This is a genomic window from Pseudomonas sp. Lz4W, from assembly GCF_000346225.2.
GTDB lineage: Bacteria > Pseudomonadota > Gammaproteobacteria > Pseudomonadales > Pseudomonadaceae > Aquipseudomonas > Aquipseudomonas paraversuta.
Map to the genome: position 1 here is coordinate 1,766,537 of NZ_CP017432.1, position 19,639 is coordinate 1,786,175.

A 19,639-nucleotide genomic window follows, 5' to 3' on the forward strand; every position below is an offset into this window, starting at 1 on the left:
ACGTTGTACAGTCAGTTGGCCCGCCATCGGCCCTTTAACGGCATAATCGGGCCTTAATCCTGTCGCCTTTTAATCGGCCACATTTACGCGGGTATCAGCATGCATGTACTGGTTTGCGAAGATGACGAACTGATCGCCAGCGGCATTGTGGCCGGGCTCACGGCTCAGGGCCTGACGGTGGAGCACGTAGGCACCGCAGCAGCGGCTAGGGCCATGCTCAAAGTGGCGGAGTTCGATGTGATGGTGCTCGACCTCGGCCTGCCGGATGAAGACGGCCTCAAGCTGTTGCAACAGCTGCGTCAGCAAGGCTTCGAGCTGCCGGTACTGGTGCTCACCGCACGGGACTCGGTGACTGACCGGGTCGATGGCCTGCAGGCCGGAGCCGATGATTACCTGCTCAAGCCCTTTGATCTGCGCGAGCTCGCGGCCCGTTTGCACACCCTGTTGCGCCGGGTGGCCGGGCGCAGCGTCAATCTGATCGAGCATGGTCAGCTGAGCTATGACCCCAGCAGCCGCGTGACCCTGCTTGCCGGTCAGCCGGTGGACTTGTCACGCCGGGAGCAGGCGCTGCTGCAAGCCTTGCTGCACAACCGTGGTCGGGTGCTGTCCAGCGAGCAGCTCAAGGACAGCATCTATGGCTTTGGCGACGAACTGGAGAGCAATGCCCTGAACGTACATATCCATCACCTGCGCCGAAAGCTGGGCAATGGCATTGTCGAAACCGTCCGTGGTCTGGGCTATCGCCTGGGCCCGGCCGATGGTGTCGGGCAGCCATGATGAGTATGCGACTGCGTTTGAGCCTGACCATCGGCTCGGCGTTCGTGCTGGTCTGGGCCCTGGCCGCCGCCTGGATGCTCAGCGACCTGCGTCAACAAATGATGTTCTCCCTTGATCAGCGGCTGGTGGCATCGGCGCGGATGGTGGCGGGGTTGCTGGAGCAGCTGCCGCAATTACCGGTCAAAGGCGAGGGCACCCATTTCAGCGCTGAACAACTGACCATTCCGGGTGGCATGGCCTGTCAGGTCAGCTCCCTGCGCGGCGAGATTCTGGCCCGCAGCCACAACAATCCGGACCAGCCAATGCAGTCCGAGGCGGCCGGTTTCCATGATCAGGTAATCGATGGTGCCGTGTGGCGTACTTTCACCCTGGACCGCGGCGATGTACGCATCACCACCGCTGACCGTCAGGTCGAACGCGAAGCGCTGAATCTCTCGGTATTGCTTGCGGCCTCGGTGCCGGTGGGCATGGCGTTGATGGTTTGCCTGCTGTTGTTGTGGCTGGGTATCGGTCAGGGGCTGGCGCCTCTCAAGCGCATGCGTGAAGCCTTGATGCGCCGCGATGCCGATTCGTTGCAGCCCTTGCAGATCGAACCGCTGCCCAGTGAACTGAAACCGCTGCTCGACTCCCAGAACCAGCTATTGTCGCGCATCGCCAAAGCCATCGAGCGCGAGCGTCGCCTCACGGGGGATGCTGCCCATGAACTGCGCAGCCCGTTGACTGCGATCAAGACCCATCTGCAAGTGGCGCGCATGACCGAAGGCGCCGCGCGTGACAAGTCCCTGGCCCACGCTGAAGCCGCCACTGACCGCTTGCATCGAACCCTTGAACAATTGCTGCTGCTGGCGCGGGTGGAGGGCAGTTTGTCGTTCGATGACGGTGTGCTGTGTTCGGCCGAGCAGGTGGCACGCCTGGCCATCCACGATGCCGCGAGCGGGGCGGCCGAGCGCATTGACCTGCAACTGCCAGAAGGGTTGCCGGGCACGGCACTGGAGGTGCCTTCGGTACTGGCCATTGCCGCATTGCGCAACCTGTTGGACAACGCCCTGCGTCACACCCCGGCAGATACCCAGGTCGAACTGCAACTGCGGGTTGAGGGCCGCTCGGTGCATTTTGTGGTGCGCGACCACGGGCCGGGCATCCCCCCGCAAACCCTGCAACACATGACCCAGCGCTTCTGGCGCAATGGCAACAGCAACGGCTGTGGCCTGGGGCTGGCCATTGTGCAGGCGATAGTCGAGCGTTGTGGCGGCGACCTGAACTTCGACAGTCGACCGGACGGGTTGCGGGTTGACTTGCGGATGCCGTTGAAAACCCCTTGAGCTGCCTATGTGAGCCGGCTTGCCAGCGATATTGGCACCTCGGACTATCTGAACGTGCCGGTGACCCCATCACTGGCAAGCCAGCTCCCACAGGGTAAGGGGCTGGCTTTTTTTCAAGGGTTTTATTGATCTGAATCTTGTCGCTCAGCGATTTTTCTGGAACGATCCCTCCCTCCAATAAACGCCCGGGACAGCGCTTTAACAGGCGCTTGTGCAGTGTTTCAGACGCTGCCAAAGCATGCTCTCAGCCCTTCTTTCAGGCCGATAAACACCGTGTTTATCCGGTTTGCGGACCCCGTAAAAGACCAAGAACTCAAGGTAGAAAAACAATGAAGGATTCAACGCTGAATCACCGACCGGACGGGGAGGAGCCTGAACTCAAACGCAGTCTGTCCAATCGTCATATCCAACTGATCGCCATTGGCGGTGCCATCGGCACCGGCCTGTTCATGGGCTCGGGTAAAACCATCAGCCTGGCCGGCCCCTCGATCATTTTTGTTTATATGATCATCGGCTTCATGCTGTTTTTCGTCATGCGCGCCATGGGCGAACTGCTGTTATCCAACCTCAATTACAAGTCCTTCATTGATTTTTCGGCCGACCTGCTGGGCCCCAGGGCCGGCTATTTCACCGGCTGGACTTACTGGTTTTGCTGGATCGTGACAGGCATTGCCGATGTGATTGCGATTTCCGGCTATACCCAGTTCTGGTTCCCGGACATCCCGCTGTGGTTGCCGGCCATCGCTTGCGTGGCGCTGCTGCTGTCGTTGAATTTGATCACGGTGAAAATGTTCGGTGAACTGGAGTTCTGGTTTGCCATGATCAAGATCGTGGCCATTTGCGCGCTGGTCTGCACCGGCCTGTACATGGTGGTTACCGCTTTCCAGTCGCCGACCGGCAACACCGCCTCGGTGGCCAACCTGTGGAATGACGGCGGCATGTTCCCCCATGGCCTGATGGGCTTTTTCGCCGGGTTTCAGATTGCAGTCTTTGCTTTTGTCGGTATCGAGCTGGTGGGTACAACTGCCGCCGAAACCAAGAACCCTGAACGCAACCTGCCACGGGCGATCAACTCAATTCCGCTGCGCATCATCATGTTTTATGTGTTCGCGCTGATTGCGATCCTGGCCGTTACCCCCTGGCGCGATGTGGTCGCCAACAAAAGCCCCTTCGTCGAACTCTTCATGCTCGCCGGCCTGCCTGCAGCCGCGGGCATCATCAACTTTGTGGTACTGACCTCTGCGGCTTCATCGGCCAACAGCGGGGTGTTCTCCACCAGTCGCATGCTGTTCGGCCTGGCGCTGGAGGGCGAAGCGCCGAGCAAGTTTAAAAATCTTTCCCGACGGGCAGTGCCCTCCAACGGTCTGATCTTTTCCTGCATCTGTTTGCTGGCGGGTGCGCTGGTGATCTATCTGGTGCCGAACCTGATGGACGCGTTCACCTTGATCACCACCGTCTCGGCGACCCTGTTCATGTTTGTCTGGACCATGATCCTGCTGTCCTACCTGGCGTACCGCAAAAAAAGCGATCACCTGCACCAGGCATCGCGCTACAAAATGCCGGGCGGCAAGTTGATGGTCTGGGTTTGCCTGACCTTCTTTGTCTTCATCCTGGTACTGCTGGCCCTTGAGGACGACACCCGGCAGGCGCTGTATATGGTACCGGTATGGTTTGTGGTACTGGGCCTGGCCTACCGCTCTGTACGGCGCAACAAGATGCTGACCCAGGACCGCTAGTCTGTAGTCGTTGTCAGTACTTTCACAATTGCGTCGATGTTGCCTTGCAGTTCCGCCACCGGATCGGCGCCATCGGCGCTGACCACCACCAGTTCACTGCCGCCTTCGGTCACCGCAGCCTGCAACGCTGCGGACGCCGGGCGGTGGTCCAGTACCAGGGCTACGTCATTGTCCTCAAGGGTCTGGCTCAAGGCCTTGAGTGCCTCGGGCGTCCATGGCTCATCGCCTTTGTGGTGTACCTCGACACGCTCCAGGTTGAGCCCGCCAATCAAGTAGTCCAGGCGGTCCGACAAGCTCACCACGCTCAAGTTGTCGGCCCCGGCCAGTCTGGCTTCGCTATCGGCGCTGAGTTTGAGCAGGCGCTGTTTGAGGCTCGCCAGATTGGCTTCAATTTGCCCTTTGGCGGACGGCGCCAGGCGCACCAGGTCTGCCGCGATCACGTCAGCCATTCGTCCCATATTGTTACTGGCCAGCCAGGGCTGACTGTTCAGCCCGTCGGGGTGATTGCCCGGCTGCAGGGCGATGCCTGGCAGGCTGCCGTCCACCGGGCGGGCGGCGTCGACCTCAACGATGCGGATATTGCTGCGCCGCGCCATGGGGTAGAGCGGGTCGTCGCTCCACACCGAGCGCAGGCCGATCACCGCATCGGCATTGAGCGCCAGCTGGTGCAGGGCCGATGCGCCGCGACCGCTGAAGTAAGCGCTTTGGCGACTGCCGGGCAAGTTGGCCGCCGCCGCCCGTTCCAGGGCGATGTTGCTGTCCTTGACCAACAGTTGGCCCAGCCCGTAGGTAATCGGCAGGCTGGCGAGGATTTGCAGCGGCGCGCCGCCGCCCGTGTCGGCCGCCTGCAGCGGGGTGCTGAGCAGGCCGGTGATGGCCAGTGCCAGAGTCAGTTTGCGTAGGCTAGACATTTATCCAATATTCCCTTTCAGGCTGGGTACCACGCCACGGGCGATGGCTGCCAGGGCGAAAGCAATACCGGCCACCAGAATGATCGCGGCGCCGGACGGAATGGGCAGGTCGAACACGATGGGCAGCAAGATGCCGCACAAGGTACTGAGGGTTGCGATCAACACCGAAATCCAGAAAAAGCCTTTCAGTGACTGGCTGAGCAAGCGTGCCGCCGCCGCCGGAATCACCAGCAGGGCGCCCACCAGAATGGCCCCGATCACCTTGACCGCCGCGACGGTAATCAGGGTCACCAGAATCACGAACAGATAGTCCAGGGTCTTGACCGCCACCCCGCGCACGGCAGCCAGTTGCGGGTTGAAACTGGCGAGCATGATGCGGTTGTACAGCGTCAGACTCAGGCCAAGAACCAGCGCGCCGACTATGGCCAGCACCAACAGATCGTTGCCGTTGACCGTCAATACCGAGCCAAACAACACGTTTTCGAGGATGTGCACGTTGATCTTGCCCGCCAGAATCAGCAGCAGGCTGGCACCCAGTGCCAGGGACACCGAGAGGAACACCCCGATCAGCGTGTCGGGGGCCAGGCCGGTGCGGTTGCGCAGGTAATTGAGTGAAATGCCGAACAACAGGCAATAGCCGAACAGGCTGCCATAAGGGCCGGTATAGGGTTCGCCGAGCAATATGCCGATGGCCACCCCCGTCAGCGCAGCATGGCCTACGGCTTCGGAGAAAAAGGCGAAACGCTTGACCACCACCAGCGTACCGAGGCCGCCCAGCACCGGGCCGATCAGCAACCCGGCAAGCACGGCGTTGACCACAAAACCGTAGGCCAGAACCTCTGGCAGATACCCGGCCGAAGCCCAGCCCTGAACCATCACACGGAATGCTTCGTAGCTCATCAAAGGGTGCTCCCGCGGGTTGCCGGATGGGTCGAAAACAGGCTCAGCAAGCGCTCCGGGCTGAGGGTTTGTTCCGGTGGGCCATCGAACAGCACCTGGCGATTAAGCCCGGTGACGCGATCGGCCAGACGCTTGACGGCCGCCAGGTCGTGCTCGATCCACAGTACCGTCACCCCGCTGGCGCGCCAGTGCGCCAGCAAGCGTTCAAAGACCTGAGCCCCGGCTTCATCCAGGGCCGACATCGGTTCATCCAGAACCAGCAGTTGCGGGGCCGGAATCAGCCCCTGGGCCAACAACACGCGCTGGCGCTCACCACCGGACAACGCGCCCATGCGCCGCTTGCGCTTGTCCTGCATGCCCACTCGCTCCAGTGCCTCGCCAATGGCCGGGGCGACCTTGGGCGACAGTCCCATAAAGGCCGGGCGCCGCTGGCACATGGCAGCCATAAAGTCGTCGACGGTCATCGGCAAGCCGCGATCAAACTCCAGTGCCTGGGGCACGTAGCCGATCAGCCCCGGCTCACCGGGCCAGTTCAGGCCCAGGCGGCCCTGGTGCGGCATTTGCCCGAGCAGGGTTTTGATCAGCGAGCTTTTGCCGCCGCCGTTGGGGCCGACCAGTGCATGCACGCTGGCGGGGCGAATGCTGAAGCTGACGTGGTCGAGGATCAGGGTGCGCCCCAGGGTCAGGGACACTTGATCAAACTCGATTCCGGGCCCGCTGGCGGTAACACTCAGGTGTTCGGCGGCACTCATGCTCCGGCCTCCTGGATGGCCCTGACCACGGTGTCGAGGTTGCCGGTCATTTCTTTTTCGTACTTGTCGGCGCTGTAGTCGCCATAGGAAATATGCGACAGCGGGTACAGCCTGACCCCGGACTCGCGTTGAATGGTGTCGACATAGCTGGACGGGAAATCCATCTCGGAGAAGATCACTTTCACATCCAGCTCCCGCAGTTGATCGATGGTTTTCTTCAGTTGGCTGGGGCTTGGCTCGATGCCGTGCGCCGGTTCGACCACGGCGGTGACTTCAAGGCCGAATTCGCGCAGCAGGTAGTCATAGGCGGCGTGCACCGTGGCCACCCGCAAATCAGCGTTGGGTGCCTCGGTCAGCTTGGCCAGTGCGTCAGCGCGCATCTGGCGCAGGCGTTTGCCGTAGGCGCGGGCATTGGCGGTGTAGGTTTTGGCGTTGGCCGGGTCGAGCTTGCCCAGTTCGCGGGCGATGTTATTGACCTGGGCAATCGAGGCGCTGATCGAGAGGAAGGTGTGGGGGTTGACCACCTTGCCTGCGCCTCGCGCAGCGTTGCCGGTGGCGGCCAGCAGCGGCACATTCTGGTTGGCTTCGATGACCGCGATCTGGGGTTTTTCGCTGGCTGCAATCATGCGGTCGGCGAAGTCGTCATGCCCCACGCCATTGAGCACAATCACATCCAGTGTGCCGATGCGTTTGATGTCTTCGGCCCGGGGCTCGTAGGCATGGGGGTTGAAGCCGGCGGGAATCAGCGGCACCACTTCGGCCTTGTCGCCGACGATATTGGCCACGTAGCTGTAGTAGGGATGCAGGGTGATGCCGATGCGCAGCGGTTTGGCCAGCGGGGCGTCGGCAGCTGCCAGGGGGGTAATGCAAAAGGCCAACAGGCCGGCCAGCAGCAGGCTGCGGCGGCGCAAAACAGATGCAATGGACATGACAAGCCTCAGGTAAAACGGTGGGTTCAGTGCCGATGCTGGCGAGTAACCCCGGCATCGAACTGCGCGATCACTTGCTGCCAGCCGCTGCGGTTCAGGGCGGCATCGCTGAAGTCGGTCGGGGCGCTGGCGCCGGGATTGCGGTTTAGCCACACATCCGGATCGGTGCCTATGCGCAGCAAAAACGAGCCCGCCACCCCAGGGTCGGGACTGATGCCCAGATAGGCTTTATCCCCCAGCAATTGCCAGGCGTGGCTGCCCCGGCTGACGGAGCTGGCATCGATGGCAAAGGGCGCAAAGCCTTCTGCGCCCAGTTGCTCGGGTTGTGCCAGGGCGCCGGACTCTTCACTGAGCAGCAGAATCTCGTCCAGGGTCACTCGCAGGTCGGCGTAGATGCCCTGTTCGGCGGCGCTCAGATCCCGCCGTGCATCCAGCTGGTGGGCGGCCACTGCAGTCACTTCCAGGGATTCATGACGCCAGGCCACCACTGAGCCGGCCACGACCAGAATCAGCAGGCACAAGAGCAACACATACAGGGTTTCATGCCCGGCCCCTTCGGGGCGTACGACTTGAGTAGTCATGGGGTCTCGATATCGGCTTGATCGATTTCAACGATGTGCCCGGGTCCCGCGTCGAACAGCACGTAAAACTCGGCATCCGGGCGCTTGAAGGTCATGCTCGAGTCCGGCCCCAGCTTGCCCGGTACCAGGATGGTCTCGTCGTAGCCGATCACATCCAGGGTCACTCCCGGCGCGCCGCTGCCATCGGAAAACCCGCCGGTACAGCGGATTTGCCCGTCTTCGACGCTTTTGCACTCGCACATCGGGTTGTGGGCCAGGGCCTGGCCGCTGAGGCCCAGCAAAGCCAGGAGCCCGGCTGTCATGGCCGGGCGTATGAACAGTCGCGAATTCATTGTTTAGCACCTCGTTGGGCCAGCCAGGCCATGGTTGCCGGGGAAGCCTGACTCAGGGGAATGGATGCCTGATGCATCGAGCCGTCCCACCCTTCAAGGGTGATCCACAGCTCGGCGTCGGCCCTGGTCCGCTCGGGGATCGGCAGCGTGGCGCCCATGCGATACGGCGTACCGAAGAAAATCACCCCGGCGGCCCGCAGGCTGCGCGGCTTGCCAATGCGCAGGTAAGCAGCCTTGACCTGATCGATGGAGCTGTCGCTCAGCGCCGCGTTAAAGCTCTTCATGTAGCCTGCCGGGCCATCGGGGCGCGGGCCTTCATTGCGCAGTTCAGCCAGTTGCAGGCTCCACGGCCCTACCTGCACCGTGCCCACGTCACGCTCGCCCAGGCCGCTGTCACCCCGGAACAGCGAAGCATCGGCAAAGTATTTGGGCATAAACCCCAGCGGCACCAACAGCAGCAGGATGTTTATGTGAAAGCGCCATTTGTGCCACAGCCGGCTCAGGGTGGAAGGGGGCTGTGCAGTCACTGTCTTGCTCATGCATTGGCCTCTGCGGGTTGTTTTTTATGGGGGCTGGCGGCCAGGCTTGCTGCCGGGCGCGGGGATTTATGGCTGCGTTTAAGGGCGTTGGCGGTGGCCAGTGCGGTCCGTTTGGTCCAGATCAGCAGGCCGCTCAACACCATCATGCTCAGCACCAGGCCGAAGAAGAACCAGATCAGCTTGACCCACAGGCCGCCGAAGTCGCCGGTGTGCAGCGGCCGCATCGATTCGGTTACCAGTTCCAGGCCGGAGCGGTCGGCGATCATCCGCGAGCCTTCTATCGCGCCGTTGTACGGGTTGATTTCGGCGGTCTGGAACAGCAGCGGATACCAGCCCGGGCCGCCCACTTCAATATGGCCGTAGGCATTGCCCGGCAAGCTGACAAAGCTGGCTTCGAAGCCGGGAATTTTTTCCGCGGCAATCTTCACTGCCTGGTCGAGGCTGATCTGCGGTGCGGGCTGACCGTTGGCCATGATCGGCACATCCTGGCGCGCCACCACGGGGGGGATGCCTTCCGTGGAGATGGAGATCTGGTTATCAAACAGAAAGGCCTGAATCAGAAACCACAGGCCGGTGATGGAAATCACTGCAATAAACCAGATCGACCAGACGCCGCACAGGCGATGGAAGTCGCCCCAGAAAATCCGTGCCCCATGTTTGAAGCGCAGATTGGGTTTGAAAAAACCTTTCCAGAACTTCTTGTAGACCACCAGCCCGGTCACCAGCGATGCCAGCAATGGCAGGCCGAGAAACGACACCAGGTACCAGCCCCAGCTGTAGCCATTGGTAAAGGGCACCAGCCACCAGCCGTGCAGGGCCCGGGTGAATTGTTTGAAGTTGAAACTCGGGCTTTCGCCCTGGATGGCGCCGGTGTACGGGTTGATGTACAGCGAAGGCGAGCGACCGTCCGGGTAGACCACGTCGGCCACCAGTGCGAAATGCGATTCATCGGGACGGCTGATGGACTGCACTGCCAGTTTCGGTTCGGCCTGGTGAATCGCGCTCAGTATCTGCTCGTAAGTGAGCAGCGGCGCATCATCTGACGGTTGGCTGGCGCGGGCTTCAGGGGTGGCCAGCCACACTATCTCCTGGCTGACTACGGCCAGGGTGCCGGTGACACAGACAATCAGGACAAAAAACCAGATGGGCAGGGTTAGCCAACTGTGGACCAGGAACCAGAGCTTTGAACGGGATTTTTTGGACATGGGAAACGACTAACTCGCAGCTGGGCGGGTACTTGATCGCTATTGAGAAGCGATTGCTTATCCATGTAGGACGGATGAGCCGCGGAAAACCCGAACCCCGAGTTGTAATAAATTATTTCTCCGGCCTCTTCCTGTAGGAGCGAGCTTGCTCGCGAGCCGTGTAAATGCCACTGAAGAGCTCGCGAGCAAGCTCGCTCCTACAGGTGTTTGGGGGTTACTCCAGGGAGCGTCCGAGTTTCCAGTACCCCATCAAGGTCAGGCTTTTGCGATCCAGCCCGCATTCATTAATGAAAAACCGCCGGATCGTCATCACTGCTGCCGATTCACCGGCGACCCAGGCATAAAACTCGCTCTGTTTGGCGCTGGCCCGTTCCCACAGGAGCTGGGTGGTCAGGTCGGGCTCTTCGAGTTCGCCCCCGGGTTTTGTTCTGATCAGCGGCAAACTGGCCAGTTCGCGGGCAGCCAGGGTCATGCCGTCGCCGTGCTGCTTGCCGAGGCTGGCGCGGGGCAGCCAGTGGATTTTGGCCTTTGGGCCGCACAACAGGGGCTGGCAGTCCGACTCCTGGGGAACCTCGATAAAGGCTTGCACCTTGGGCGGGTCCGGGTTCAGGGCGAGTTGTTCGAGAATCCCGGCAATCGCCGGCAAGGCGGTTTCGTCGCCGATCAACAGCACTTGGCGCACGCCTTCTGGGGGCTGCCATTCATAGCCGCCGGGGTCGGCGGCATAGGCTCCATTGGGAGCAACGATTTGCAGGCGGTCGCCGGGTGTTGCATGGGTGGCCCAGCGCGAGGCGGGGCCGGTTTCGCCGTGCAGGACGAAGTCGATGTCCAGCTCGCAGGTTTCCGGGCGCAGATTGCGAATGGTGTAGGTGCGCATTGGCGCAGCGCACTGCGCACTCGATTGGCGCCGTGCGGCTTGCCAGTCGCCATGTCTGGGCAGGTTGGGGGGCGTGCCATTGGCGCTCGGGAAAAACAGCTTGACCCGTTGATCCGGCCCCAGCGTGCGCATCAACCCCACATCGCTGCCGCTGAACACAAAGCGCTTGAGCGAAGGGCTCAAGGCAATGCTGTACTTGAGCCGGATATCGAACAGCTGGTAACCGGCGGGTTTACTGAGTCGTTTACGCAGGGATTGCACCAGCGTGGTGGCAACGGACATGGCAGCGCCTAAATAAACAGGAGTCATTAGATAGAACGACCCGTGTTGCGCTCAATTTAAAGGCTGATATCGAGTGGCCTGCATCGCAGACTGGCCAGCGATGCAGGAGGGCTGCTCAAGCCCCGAAGCTGAGCTGCGCGATCAGCCAGATATTGGCGCAACTGATCACGGCAAACAGGAACCAGGCCAGCAGCCGGGTCGGCAGGCGGTTGGTGAACGGCCCCATGAGTTTCTCGTCGCCGGTCATGCGGATCAGCGGGTACAGGGCAAACGGCAATTGCAGGCTGAGTACCACCTGGCTGAGGATCAGCAGTTTGCCAACGGCGTCGTCCCCCATCAGCCAGACCCCGAGAAATGCCGGGATCAGTGCCAGGCCACGGGTGATCAAACGGCGCTGCCAGCAGGGAATCCGCAAGTCCAGATACCCTTCCATGATGACCTGGCCGGCGATGGTGCCGGTGAAGGTCGAGCTTTGCCCGGAGGCCAGCAGTGCCACGCCGAACAGGACACTGGCCATGGCGCCGCCCACCAGTGGGTCGAGCATGCGGTAGGCGTCCTGGATCTCGACCACGTCGCTGTGGCCGGTTTGGTGAAAGGCCGCTGCGGCCAGGATCAGAATCGCGGCGTTGACCAGCAGCGCCAGGGCCAGTGAGCCGATGGTGTCGATGCGCGACAGGCGCACGGCGTCCAGTTTGCTGGCGTAATCGGTGCCCGTCAGGCGGGTCTGTACGATGGAACTGTGCAGGTACAGGTTGTGCGGCATGACGGTGGCGCCAATGATGCCGATCGCAATGTACAGCGGTGCTGCCTCGCTGATCGCTGACAGGGACGGTTTGAAACCTTCGAAAACGTCCGGCCAGTAAGGTTTGATCAGCAGCAGTTCGACAAAAAAACACATGCCTATGGTCAGCACCAATGCCAGCATGATCGCTTCCAGGCGGCGGAAGCCTTTGCCTTGCAGGGCCAGGATCAACAGGGTGTCGAAGGCGGTGAGGGCGATGCCGAAGGTCATCGAACAGCCCAGCAGTAAATGGAAGGCCAGTGCACAGCCGAGCACTTCGGCCAGATCGGTGGCGATGATTGAAATTTCTGCCAGTACCCACTGGGCCCGTGCCGAGCGCTTGCTATAGCGTTCGCGGCACAGTTGCGCCAGGTCGCGGCCGGTGGCGATGCCCAGCCGTGAACACAGGCACTGCACCGCCATGCCTGCAAGGCTGGCCAGCAGGACCACGAACAGCAAGTTGTAGCCGTAACGCGAGCCCGCCTCGATGGCGGTGGCCCAGTTGCCCGGGTCCATGTAGCCAATGCTGATCAGCAGCCCGGGTCCGGCAAAGCGCAATGCGCGTTTCCAGAATGGCGCCCTGGCATCCACGGGAACGCTGCCGCTGACCTCGGGAGGGCAGAAGGGCGCAGTGGCGATTTTCGGCAGGCTGAATTTCAAGCGCGGGCTCCGCTGTCATGGTCAAAGAGGCGCGGGCAAGCCCACGGGCGTCAGTACCGGTTGCCCGGAAAAAAATGCCACCAGGTTGTTAACGACCATCTGCACTGTGCCTTTAGCCGCTTCTGGCGATTGACCGCCCATGTGCGGGGTCATCACCACATTGCCCAAGGTCTTGAACGCATCCGGGACCTGGGGTTCGTGATCGAATACATCGAGCCCGGCCCCGGCAATTTGGCCGCTGCTCAGCGCAGCGATCAGGGCATCGGTGTCTACGACACTGGCGCGGGAAATATTGATCAGGTAGCCGTCGGGTCCCAGGGCATCGAGCACCGGGCCGTTGACCAGATGCCGAGTGTCGCTGCCGCCCGGAGTGGCCACTATCAGGAAGTCCACGGCGCCGGCCAGTTCGGTCAGGCTGGCGCACCAGGTGTAGGGTGTGTCGGGGCGGGGCTGGCGGTTGTGGTAGCTGACACTCATGTCAAAACCGTTGGCGGCGCGTTTGGCGATGGCTTGCCCTACGGCGCCCAGCCCCAGGATGCCCATGCGCTTGCCGGCGAGGGACGGCAAGCGCAGTTTGTTCCATTCGCCACGACGGATGCCGGCATCGGCCTGGGGGATGCCGCGTACCAGTGACAGCAGGAGCGCCATGGCATGGTCGGCCACCGACGAGGCGTTGGCCCCGGCGCCGTTGGTCACGGTGATTCCCCGGTTACTGGCAGCCTGCAAGTCCACTTGCTCATAGCCGGCGCCGATCACGCAGATGATCTTGAGCAAGGGCAGGGCGGCCATCTCTTCGCCAGACAAGCCCAGGGGGCCGCGGGTCAGCACTGCGTCGATGCGTGCCCCATGGCTGGCAATGGCTTCGGCGCGGCTGAGGGGAGTGGGGGCAAGGATCAGCTCAAAACCTTCGCTTTCGAGCAATGGCAGGTAATCGTTAACCGTTTCAACCAGCACCAGTACTACTCGGGACATTGGGCGTCTCCAGTCAGGGGGATCGAGGATGGGCCGAGATTAGCACCCCTGCCGGTGGGGTTTCCCCGTATCAATTCGATACAAAGGCTCTATTCGCGCTTTTTTCCGCCCTGTGGCGTCACCGGTCAGTCCCGCGCTGGAGCCGGGCAGGGTCGGCCTGTTACCATTCGCCCTTTGTTTTATCTCTACTTCGAGACCGCCCATGACCACCGTTCGCACGCGCATTGCGCCATCGCCTACCGGCGACCCCCACGTCGGCACCGCTTACATCGCTTTGTTCAACTACTGCTTTGCCAAGCAGCATGGCGGCGAGTTCATCCTGCGGATCGAAGATACCGACCAGTTGCGTTCGACCCGCGAGTCCGAGCAGCAGATCTACGACGCCTTGCGCTGGCTGGGTATCACCTGGAGCGAAGGCCCGGATGTTGGCGGCCCCCACGGTCCTTACCGGCAGAGCGAGCGCAGCGAGATCTACCAGAAGTACACCCAGCAGCTGGTGGACATGGGGCACGCATTTCCGTGCTTCTGCACCAGCGAAGAACTGGACCAGATGCGCGCCGAGCAAATGGCCAAGGGTGAAACCCCGCGCTACGACGGTCGTGCGTTGCTGTTGTCCAAAGAAGAAGTGGCCAGCCGCCTGGCTGCCGGCGAACCCCATGTAATCCGCATGAAGGTGCCGACCGAAGGTGTATGCGTGGTTCCGGACCTGCTGCGCGGTGACGTCGAGATCCCGTGGGATCGCATGGACATGCAAGTACTGATGAAGACCGACGGTCTGCCGACGTACTTCCTGGCCAACGTGGTGGATGACCACCTGATGGGCATCACCCACGTGCTGCGTGGTGAAGAATGGCTGCCGTCGGCTCCCAAGCTGATCCTGCTGTACGAGTACTTTGGCTGGGAGCAACCGCAGTTGTGCTACATGCCGCTGCTGCGTAACCCGGACAAGAGCAAGCTGTCCAAGCGCAAGAACCCGACTTCGGTGACGTTCTACGAGCGCATGGGTTTCATGCCTGAAGCGATGCTCAACTATCTGGGCCGTATGGGCTGGTCGATGCCGGACGAGCGCGAGAAGTTTTCGCTGCAGGAAATGGTCGATAACTTCGATCTGTCCCGGGTCTCGCTGGGCGGGCCGATCTTCGATGTCGAGAAGCTGTCCTGGCTCAACGGTCAGTGGTTGCGCGATCTGCCGCTGGAAGAGTTTGCCAGCCGCGTTCAGCAATGGGCGTTGAATCCTGAGTACATGATGAAGATCGCGCCGCTGGTGCAGGGTCGTGTTGAAACCTTCAGCCAGATCGCACCATTGGCCGGGTTCTTCTTCGCCGGTGGCCTGCAGCTGGATGCCAAGCTGTTTGAGCACAAGAAGCTGTCCAACGAACAAGTGCGCCAGTTGATGCAATTGATTCTGTGGAAGCTCGAAAGCCTGCGTCAGTGGGAAAAAGACCCGATTACCGGCTGTATTCAAGCGGTGGTCGAGTCTCTGGGGCTGAAGCTGCGCGATGCGATGCCGCTGATGTTCGCTTCGATCACTGGCCAGGCCAGCTCGGTGTCGGTACTGGATGCCATGGAGATCCTTGGACCGGACCTGACCCGTTTCCGTCTGCGCCAGGCGCTGGATCTGCTGGGCGGCGTGTCGAAGAAAGAAAACAAAGAGTGGGAAAAGCTGTTTAACGCGATTGGCTGATCCTGGGTTATCTGTAGTGGCTGCCGCAGGCTGCGACGGGTTGCGCAGCAGCCTCCGGTGCTGTGGTGGTCCTGCTGACCCACCGCAGCCTGGGGCGGCGACTACAAGTTTTACTCTCAGGAGCCGTGTTTTCGGGGGTAGAAGGGTAAGTGGTTGTTCTCACGGCAAATTTTTTTAAAAAAGTTTGAAAATAAGTTTGACAGCCTACCCTTCCAGTCTTAATATGCGCCCCGTCCACACAGCAACACGTAACAGTGACTGTCTGGGGCTATAGCTCAGCTGGGAGAGCGCCTGCATGGCATGCAGGAGGTCAACGGTTCGATCCCGTTTAGCTCCACCAAATTTACAGTTCAATGCCTGGCCACACCGGCATTGAATCGATCAGCACTCAGCGCTGATCAGTGTTAGAAGGTTTGTGTCCCCTTCGTCTAGTGGCCTAGGACACCGCCCTTTCACGGCGGTAACAGGGGTTCGAGTCCCCTAGGGGACGCCAGTTTTACAGAAGCATCACGCAAGTGTTGCTCCGCCGCCAGGCGATAAATCGGGGCTATAGCTCAGCTGGGAGAGCGCCTGCATGGCATGCAGGAGGTCAACGGTTCGATCCCGTTTAGCTCCACCAATTTACAGTTCAAGGTCTGGCCACACCGGCCTTGAATCGATTACTGCTCAGCAGTGATCACTGTTAGAAGGGTTTGTGTCCCCTTCGTCTAGTGGCCTAGGACACCGCCCTTTCACGGCGGTAACAGGGGTTCGAGTCCCCTAGGGGACGCCACGATTACCCGCTCTGCGGGATTTATAAGGGTCATTCGGTTATTGAATGGCCCTTTTGTTTGTCTGCGATTTGGCAAAACTCCGACCTTTTCCCTTCGTCTGTATCCGCCCGCGCCTTCGTGCTGACCGGGTGCGTTACACTGCGGCCTTCATTCGCGTATGGAGAGACGGCATGAGTTGGGATCTGGCAACGCCATTCATCATTGATCTGCAAGTGCAGGCCGACGATATTGACGGGTTTGGCCATGCCAATAACGCTGCCTATGTGGTGTGGCTGGAACGTTGTGCCTGGCGGCATTCGCAGCGTCTGGGGCTGGACCTGAGTGCCTATCGTCGCCTCGATCGGGCAATGGCCGTGGCCCGCCATGAGATCGATTATCTGGCCAGCGCCTATGAAGGTGACGAGTTGCAACTGGCAACCTGGATTGTCGATTGTGACAAGCGCCTGCGCATGACTCGGCACTTTCAGCTGGTGCGCCCTTGCGACGGCGTAACCCTGCTGCGCGCACAAACCACCTTTGTCTGCATCGAACTGTCTACCGGCAAGGCCAAGCGCCTGCCGCCCGAGTTTCTGGAAGGTTATGGCCCGGCGGTCGTAACGGCCTGACAAGGGCGACAGCCTGATACCCGTTGGCCCCGGAACCCCGTAAACTGCCGCACGTTTTTTATGAGAGTCACCCATGCAAATTGCTTTGGCGCCGATGGAGGGGTTGGTCGACAACATCCTGCGTGATGTCCTGACCCGCACCGGCGGTATTGATTGGTGCGTCACCGAATTTATCCGGGTCACCGAACGTGTATTGCCAGAGGCGTACTTTCACAAGTTCGCCCCCGAACTCCAGCACGGCGCCAAAACCCGCGCCGGCGTGCCGCTGCGTGTGCAGCTTTTGGGTTCTGATCCGGCCTGTCTGGCGGATAACGCGGCATTGGCCTGTGAGTTGGGATCAGGGGTGATTGACCTCAATTTCGGCTGCCCGGCCAAAACCGTGAACAAGTCCCGGGGCGGAGCAGTATTGCTCAAAGAGCCCGAATTGCTGCATGCGATTTTGTTGCAGGTGCGGCGCACGGTGCCAGCGCATATCCCGGTCACGGCCAAGATGCGGCTGGGCTTCGATACGCCTGACAGTGCCAATGAGTGCGCGATTGCCCTCGCCGAAGGGGGCGCCAGCCAGATCGTGGTGCATGCCCGGACCAAGATGGATGGCTACAAGCCGCCAGCGCACTGGGAATACATTGCCCAGGTGCAAGACGCGGTCAAGGTGCCGGTGTTTGCCAATGGCGATATCTGGTCGGTTGAAGACTGGCGCCGCTGCCGCGAAATCAGCGGGGCCGAGGACATCATGCTCGGTCGCGGACTGGTATCGCGTCCCGACCTGGCCCGGCAAATTGCTGCTGCAAAAGCCGGTGAAGAGGTGGTCGAAATGACCTGGGCCGACCTGCAGCCCATGATTCGCGACTTTTGGGCCCAGGCCGAGGCTCAGTTGACCCCGCGTTCCGCCCCTGGGCGGCTCAAGCAATGGCTGGCCATGCTGACCCGCAATTACCCCGAAGCCATGGTGCTGTTCAATGCCATGCGCCGCGAAACCGATTGTGAAAAGGTCAGGCATCTGGTCAATAACCCGCCTTCGGACGCTACCTGACACGGCAAAAAAAAATTCAAAAAAAACCCTTGAAATGCGTTTGGCGGTCCCTATCTATGGGGTACGCGATGCCGAAAGCGGGTCGCGTAAACCAATCTCGCTGAAATCAGGAGGATGAAATTATGAGCACTGCACTTTCCATGGCGCCTCTGTTCCGTAATTCTGTCGGCTTTGACCGTTTTAGTGATTTGTTTGAAACCGCATTACGCAATGATTCCAGTGGCGGGTACCCACCTTACAACGTTGAAAAACGTGGTGAAGACAGCTATCGCATCGTGGTGGCAACGGCGGGGTTCCAGCAAGATGATCTGGACCTGCAAGTAGAGAAAGGTGTGCTGACCGTGAGCGGCAGCAAACGTGAAAGCACCAGCGAAGAAGGCGTTACCTTCTTGCATCAGGGCATCGCCCAAAGGGCTTTCAAGCTGTCCTTCCGTCTCGATGACCATATCGAGATCAAGGGCGCAAACCTGAACAATGGTTTGCTCAGCATCGACCTGCAGCGGGTCGTGCCCGAAGAGGCGAAAGCCAAACGCATCCCTATCAACGGGGATCGGCAGGCTGCTCTGAACAACTGATTTGAGCAAGCGCCAGCCCGGGACCCCGTCTTTAAGGCGGGGTCTCTTGCTTTGGGCACCCTTGAAGAGTGGTACGCAGGCATTTGTTCCGACCCTCTCCCCGGGGCAGGTGCCTGCTTTAGTTGTCACTCGGCTCCAGTCGGGGCCGGGTATACAGTCCTGAATATCACGGCTCTGTCGCAAGTTTGCGGCTCGATGCCCATCGGACCCTGTACCTGGGTCAGCAAACATTGAATAAATCCTGAACCGGGCCCGGGGAGACGGGCCTGGTTGTCACGCATTACTTTGCGGCCTGATTCGCTGTGCCCTGGTAGTGCTTGAGATTTTTCTCGGCTTTGTAGCGCAGGGCTATATCAGGCACGCTGCCGCTCTTGCCGGTTTCTACCCAGTTGCGAATACGGCCGGCATCGGCAAAGTGGGTGTATTTGCCGAAGGCATCGAGAATCACCAGCGAAACCGGGCGATTACCCATTTCCGTGACCAGTACCAGGCAGTGTCCGGCCTGATTGGTGAAACCGGTTTTGGTCAGCTTGATGTTCCATTTGTCTTTATTGACCAGATGGTCGGTGTTGTGAAAACCCAGGGTGTAGTTGGGTTTGCGGAACGCCACGGTCTTTTCTTTGGTGGTGCTCAACTGGGTCAGCATCGGGTAATGCCGCGCTGCGGCCAGCAACTTGCTCAGGTCCCGGGCAGTGGACACGTTGCGCACCGACAGGCCGGTGGGCTCGACGTAATGGGTGCTCATCATGCCCAGGCTTTTGGCCTTGGCATTCATCGCCGCGATAAACGCCACATAACCGCCCGGATAATGATGCGCCAGGCTGGCGGCGGCACGGTTTTCCGAAGACATCAGGGTGATCAGCATCATTTCATGGCGCGACAGTTCGCTGCCCAGCTTGACCCGGGAGAACACGCCTTTCATTTCCGGGGTGTCGCTGATGTTGACCGAGATGTATTCATCCATCGACTGCTTGGCGTCGAGTACCACCATGGCGGTCATCAGCTTGCTGACCGACGCAATGGGGACAATGACATCAGGGTTGCTGGAATAAATGATTTTGTTGGTCTGCAGGTCGACCAGCATCGCGCTGCCTGAAGCGATGTGCAGTTGTGACGTATCCCTTGGAGCCGAAGTGGCTTCGTTCGCTGCGGCGATCGAAGGGGCGGCGGTGCCTGTAAGAACTAAAAATAGGCTCAGAATCGAAAGATGAATTTTCACGCAGAATGACTCAAGGATGGTTGGGAAGTGCCGATCTGTAACGGTTATTTGAAACGTATCGTTACATTTCGTGAGTATGGATCAATAATCGTTGAAATGCCTGATTTCGCAGGGACTTGGAGCATGTATTTCAGGTAAATCGTTATTTGTAGACTTTCTCTGCCCGGGCAACTTGTCGATCCGGTCGGCTGCCG

At 60.4% G+C, this 19,639-nt stretch carries 19 protein-coding genes and 4 tRNA genes; 11 read left to right on the forward strand and 12 right to left on the reverse strand.

Features of this window, described 5'->3' with window-relative positions:
• Window positions 1–99: 99 nt before the first annotated feature.
• The 3 genes from B195_RS08360 to cycA all read left to right on the forward strand — a co-directional run bounded on the left by B195_RS08360 (window position 100) and on the right by cycA (window position 3,835).
• Window positions 100–777 carry a response regulator gene (locus tag B195_RS08360; RefSeq protein ID WP_003447260.1) on the forward strand — a complete coding sequence of 226 codons (678 nt, stop codon included), beginning with the start codon at window positions 100–102 and terminating at the stop codon, window positions 775–777.
• Entirely contained in the window at window positions 774–2,099 is a 1,326-nt protein-coding gene (locus tag B195_RS08365; RefSeq protein ID WP_029612472.1) for an ATP-binding protein, read from the forward strand. Before B195_RS08360 ends, B195_RS08365 begins: the two co-directional genes overlap by 4 nt.
• Before the next feature lie 329 nt (window positions 2,100–2,428).
• Window positions 2,429–3,835, forward strand: a complete 1,407-nt coding sequence (gene cycA, locus B195_RS08370) for a D-serine/D-alanine/glycine transporter (RefSeq protein ID WP_003447275.1) — start codon at window positions 2,429–2,431, stop codon at window positions 3,833–3,835.
• Here cycA and B195_RS08375 read toward each other — a convergent pair.
• From B195_RS08375 to B195_RS08425, 11 genes are all read right to left on the reverse strand, one after another.
• Complete coding sequence (locus tag B195_RS08375; protein ID WP_003447277.1) at window positions 3,832–4,746, reverse strand: metal ABC transporter solute-binding protein, Zn/Mn family; 915 nt, start codon at window positions 4,744–4,746, stop codon at window positions 3,832–3,834. The two genes, cycA and B195_RS08375, sit on opposite strands and share 4 nt — an antisense overlap.
• On the reverse strand, window positions 4,747–5,646 hold the full coding sequence (locus tag B195_RS08380) for a metal ABC transporter permease (protein ID WP_003447279.1): 900 nt from the start codon (window positions 5,644–5,646) through the stop codon (window positions 4,747–4,749).
• A complete protein-coding gene (locus B195_RS08385; RefSeq protein ID WP_003447281.1) occupies window positions 5,646–6,398 on the reverse strand; it encodes a metal ABC transporter ATP-binding protein in 753 nt (250 codons plus the stop codon). Before B195_RS08385 ends, B195_RS08380 begins: the two co-directional genes overlap by 1 nt.
• Window positions 6,395–7,327 (reverse strand): metal ABC transporter substrate-binding protein, encoded by a 933-nt coding sequence (locus B195_RS08390; protein WP_003447296.1) that lies wholly within the window; start codon window positions 7,325–7,327, stop codon window positions 6,395–6,397. Before B195_RS08390 ends, B195_RS08385 begins: the two co-directional genes overlap by 4 nt.
• Before the next feature lie 26 nt (window positions 7,328–7,353).
• Window positions 7,354–7,908: a DUF6162 family protein gene (locus tag B195_RS08395; protein WP_003447298.1), complete on the reverse strand. Its 555-nt coding sequence runs from the start codon at window positions 7,906–7,908 to the stop codon at window positions 7,354–7,356.
• A complete protein-coding gene (locus B195_RS08400; RefSeq protein ID WP_369826388.1) occupies window positions 7,905–8,210 on the reverse strand; it encodes a hypothetical protein in 306 nt (101 codons plus the stop codon). The genes B195_RS08395 and B195_RS08400 overlap by 4 nt, the downstream gene beginning before the upstream one ends.
• 26 nt (window positions 8,211–8,236) lie before the next feature.
• The gene (locus tag B195_RS08405) at window positions 8,237–8,779 is read right to left on the reverse strand and encodes a hypothetical protein (RefSeq protein WP_003447302.1); all 543 of its coding nucleotides are present in this window, start codon (window positions 8,777–8,779) and stop codon (window positions 8,237–8,239) included.
• Window positions 8,776–9,984 carry a PepSY domain-containing protein gene (locus tag B195_RS08410; RefSeq protein WP_003447303.1) on the reverse strand — a complete coding sequence of 403 codons (1,209 nt, stop codon included), beginning with the start codon at window positions 9,982–9,984 and terminating at the stop codon, window positions 8,776–8,778. Before B195_RS08410 ends, B195_RS08405 begins: the two co-directional genes overlap by 4 nt.
• A gap of 214 nt (window positions 9,985–10,198) precedes the next feature.
• The gene (locus B195_RS08415) at window positions 10,199–11,143 is read right to left on the reverse strand and encodes a siderophore-interacting protein (protein ID WP_003447304.1); all 945 of its coding nucleotides are present in this window, start codon (window positions 11,141–11,143) and stop codon (window positions 10,199–10,201) included.
• 115 nt (window positions 11,144–11,258) lie between these two features.
• Window positions 11,259–12,584 (reverse strand): Nramp family divalent metal transporter, encoded by a 1,326-nt coding sequence (locus B195_RS08420; protein WP_003447307.1) that lies wholly within the window; start codon window positions 12,582–12,584, stop codon window positions 11,259–11,261.
• 21 nt (window positions 12,585–12,605) lie between these two features.
• The gene (locus tag B195_RS08425) at window positions 12,606–13,556 is read right to left on the reverse strand and encodes a 2-hydroxyacid dehydrogenase (RefSeq protein WP_003447308.1); all 951 of its coding nucleotides are present in this window, start codon (window positions 13,554–13,556) and stop codon (window positions 12,606–12,608) included.
• A gap of 202 nt (window positions 13,557–13,758) precedes the next feature.
• Between B195_RS08425 and gltX the strand changes: the two genes are divergently transcribed.
• The 8 genes from gltX to B195_RS08465 all read left to right on the forward strand — a co-directional run bounded on the left by gltX (window position 13,759) and on the right by B195_RS08465 (window position 18,226).
• A complete protein-coding gene (gltX, locus tag B195_RS08430) occupies window positions 13,759–15,240 on the forward strand; it encodes a glutamate--tRNA ligase (RefSeq protein ID WP_003447309.1) in 1,482 nt (493 codons plus the stop codon).
• Between the two features lie 264 nt (window positions 15,241–15,504).
• A tRNA-Ala gene (locus B195_RS08435) sits at window positions 15,505–15,580 on the forward strand.
• Between the two features lie 77 nt (window positions 15,581–15,657).
• Window positions 15,658–15,733: transfer RNA gene (locus tag B195_RS08440), tRNA-Glu, on the forward strand.
• Window positions 15,734–15,783: 50 nt separating this feature from the next.
• Window positions 15,784–15,859 (forward strand) — tRNA-Ala (locus tag B195_RS08445).
• 77 nt (window positions 15,860–15,936) lie between these two features.
• A tRNA-Glu gene (locus B195_RS08450) sits at window positions 15,937–16,012 on the forward strand.
• Window positions 16,013–16,183: 171 nt separating this feature from the next.
• A complete protein-coding gene (locus tag B195_RS08455) occupies window positions 16,184–16,618 on the forward strand; it encodes a thioesterase family protein (RefSeq protein ID WP_003447310.1) in 435 nt (144 codons plus the stop codon).
• Window positions 16,619–16,691: 73 nt separating this feature from the next.
• The gene (locus B195_RS08460) at window positions 16,692–17,651 is read left to right on the forward strand and encodes a tRNA-dihydrouridine synthase (protein WP_003447311.1); all 960 of its coding nucleotides are present in this window, start codon (window positions 16,692–16,694) and stop codon (window positions 17,649–17,651) included.
• 122 nt (window positions 17,652–17,773) lie between these two features.
• The gene (locus tag B195_RS08465) at window positions 17,774–18,226 is read left to right on the forward strand and encodes an Hsp20 family protein (RefSeq protein ID WP_003447312.1); all 453 of its coding nucleotides are present in this window, start codon (window positions 17,774–17,776) and stop codon (window positions 18,224–18,226) included.
• A 280-nt stretch (window positions 18,227–18,506) separates the two neighbouring features.
• Here the strand turns inward: B195_RS08465 and pbpG are convergent, their stop codons facing one another.
• The gene (pbpG, locus tag B195_RS08470) at window positions 18,507–19,445 is read right to left on the reverse strand and encodes a D-alanyl-D-alanine endopeptidase (RefSeq protein ID WP_029612469.1); all 939 of its coding nucleotides are present in this window, start codon (window positions 19,443–19,445) and stop codon (window positions 18,507–18,509) included.
• Window positions 19,446–19,639 lie beyond the last annotated feature (194 nt).

Excerpts from the sequence above, each read along its gene's own strand:
- B195_RS08455 (WP_003447310.1), top strand. The coding sequence starts at position 16,184 with ATGAGTTGGGATCTGGCAACGCCATTCATCATTGATCTGCAAGTGCAG.
- B195_RS08390 (WP_003447296.1), bottom strand. The coding sequence starts at position 7,327 with ATGTCCATTGCATCTGTTTTGCGCCGCCGCAGCCTGCTGCTGGCCGGC.
- B195_RS08395 (WP_003447298.1), bottom strand. The coding sequence starts at position 7,908 with ATGACTACTCAAGTCGTACGCCCCGAAGGGGCCGGGCATGAAACCCTG.
- B195_RS08360 (WP_003447260.1), top strand. The coding sequence starts at position 100 with ATGCATGTACTGGTTTGCGAAGATGACGAACTGATCGCCAGCGGCATT.
- cycA (WP_003447275.1), top strand. The coding sequence starts at position 2,429 with ATGAAGGATTCAACGCTGAATCACCGACCGGACGGGGAGGAGCCTGAA.
- B195_RS08410 (WP_003447303.1), bottom strand. The coding sequence starts at position 9,984 with ATGTCCAAAAAATCCCGTTCAAAGCTCTGGTTCCTGGTCCACAGTTGG.
- B195_RS08405 (WP_003447302.1), bottom strand. The coding sequence starts at position 8,779 with ATGAGCAAGACAGTGACTGCACAGCCCCCTTCCACCCTGAGCCGGCTG.
- B195_RS08385 (WP_003447281.1), bottom strand. The coding sequence starts at position 6,398 with ATGAGTGCCGCCGAACACCTGAGTGTTACCGCCAGCGGGCCCGGAATC.
- B195_RS08375 (WP_003447277.1), bottom strand. The coding sequence starts at position 4,746 with ATGTCTAGCCTACGCAAACTGACTCTGGCACTGGCCATCACCGGCCTG.
- B195_RS08415 (WP_003447304.1), bottom strand. The coding sequence starts at position 11,143 with ATGTCCGTTGCCACCACGCTGGTGCAATCCCTGCGTAAACGACTCAGT.
- gltX (WP_003447309.1), top strand. The coding sequence starts at position 13,759 with ATGACCACCGTTCGCACGCGCATTGCGCCATCGCCTACCGGCGACCCC.
- B195_RS08380 (WP_003447279.1), bottom strand. The coding sequence starts at position 5,646 with ATGAGCTACGAAGCATTCCGTGTGATGGTTCAGGGCTGGGCTTCGGCC.
- B195_RS08365 (WP_029612472.1), top strand. The coding sequence starts at position 774 with ATGATGAGTATGCGACTGCGTTTGAGCCTGACCATCGGCTCGGCGTTC.
- B195_RS08400 (WP_369826388.1), bottom strand. The coding sequence starts at position 8,210 with ATGACAGCCGGGCTCCTGGCTTTGCTGGGCCTCAGCGGCCAGGCCCTG.
- B195_RS08465 (WP_003447312.1), top strand. The coding sequence starts at position 17,774 with ATGAGCACTGCACTTTCCATGGCGCCTCTGTTCCGTAATTCTGTCGGC.
- B195_RS08425 (WP_003447308.1), bottom strand. The coding sequence starts at position 13,556 with ATGTCCCGAGTAGTACTGGTGCTGGTTGAAACGGTTAACGATTACCTG.
- B195_RS08460 (WP_003447311.1), top strand. The coding sequence starts at position 16,692 with ATGCAAATTGCTTTGGCGCCGATGGAGGGGTTGGTCGACAACATCCTG.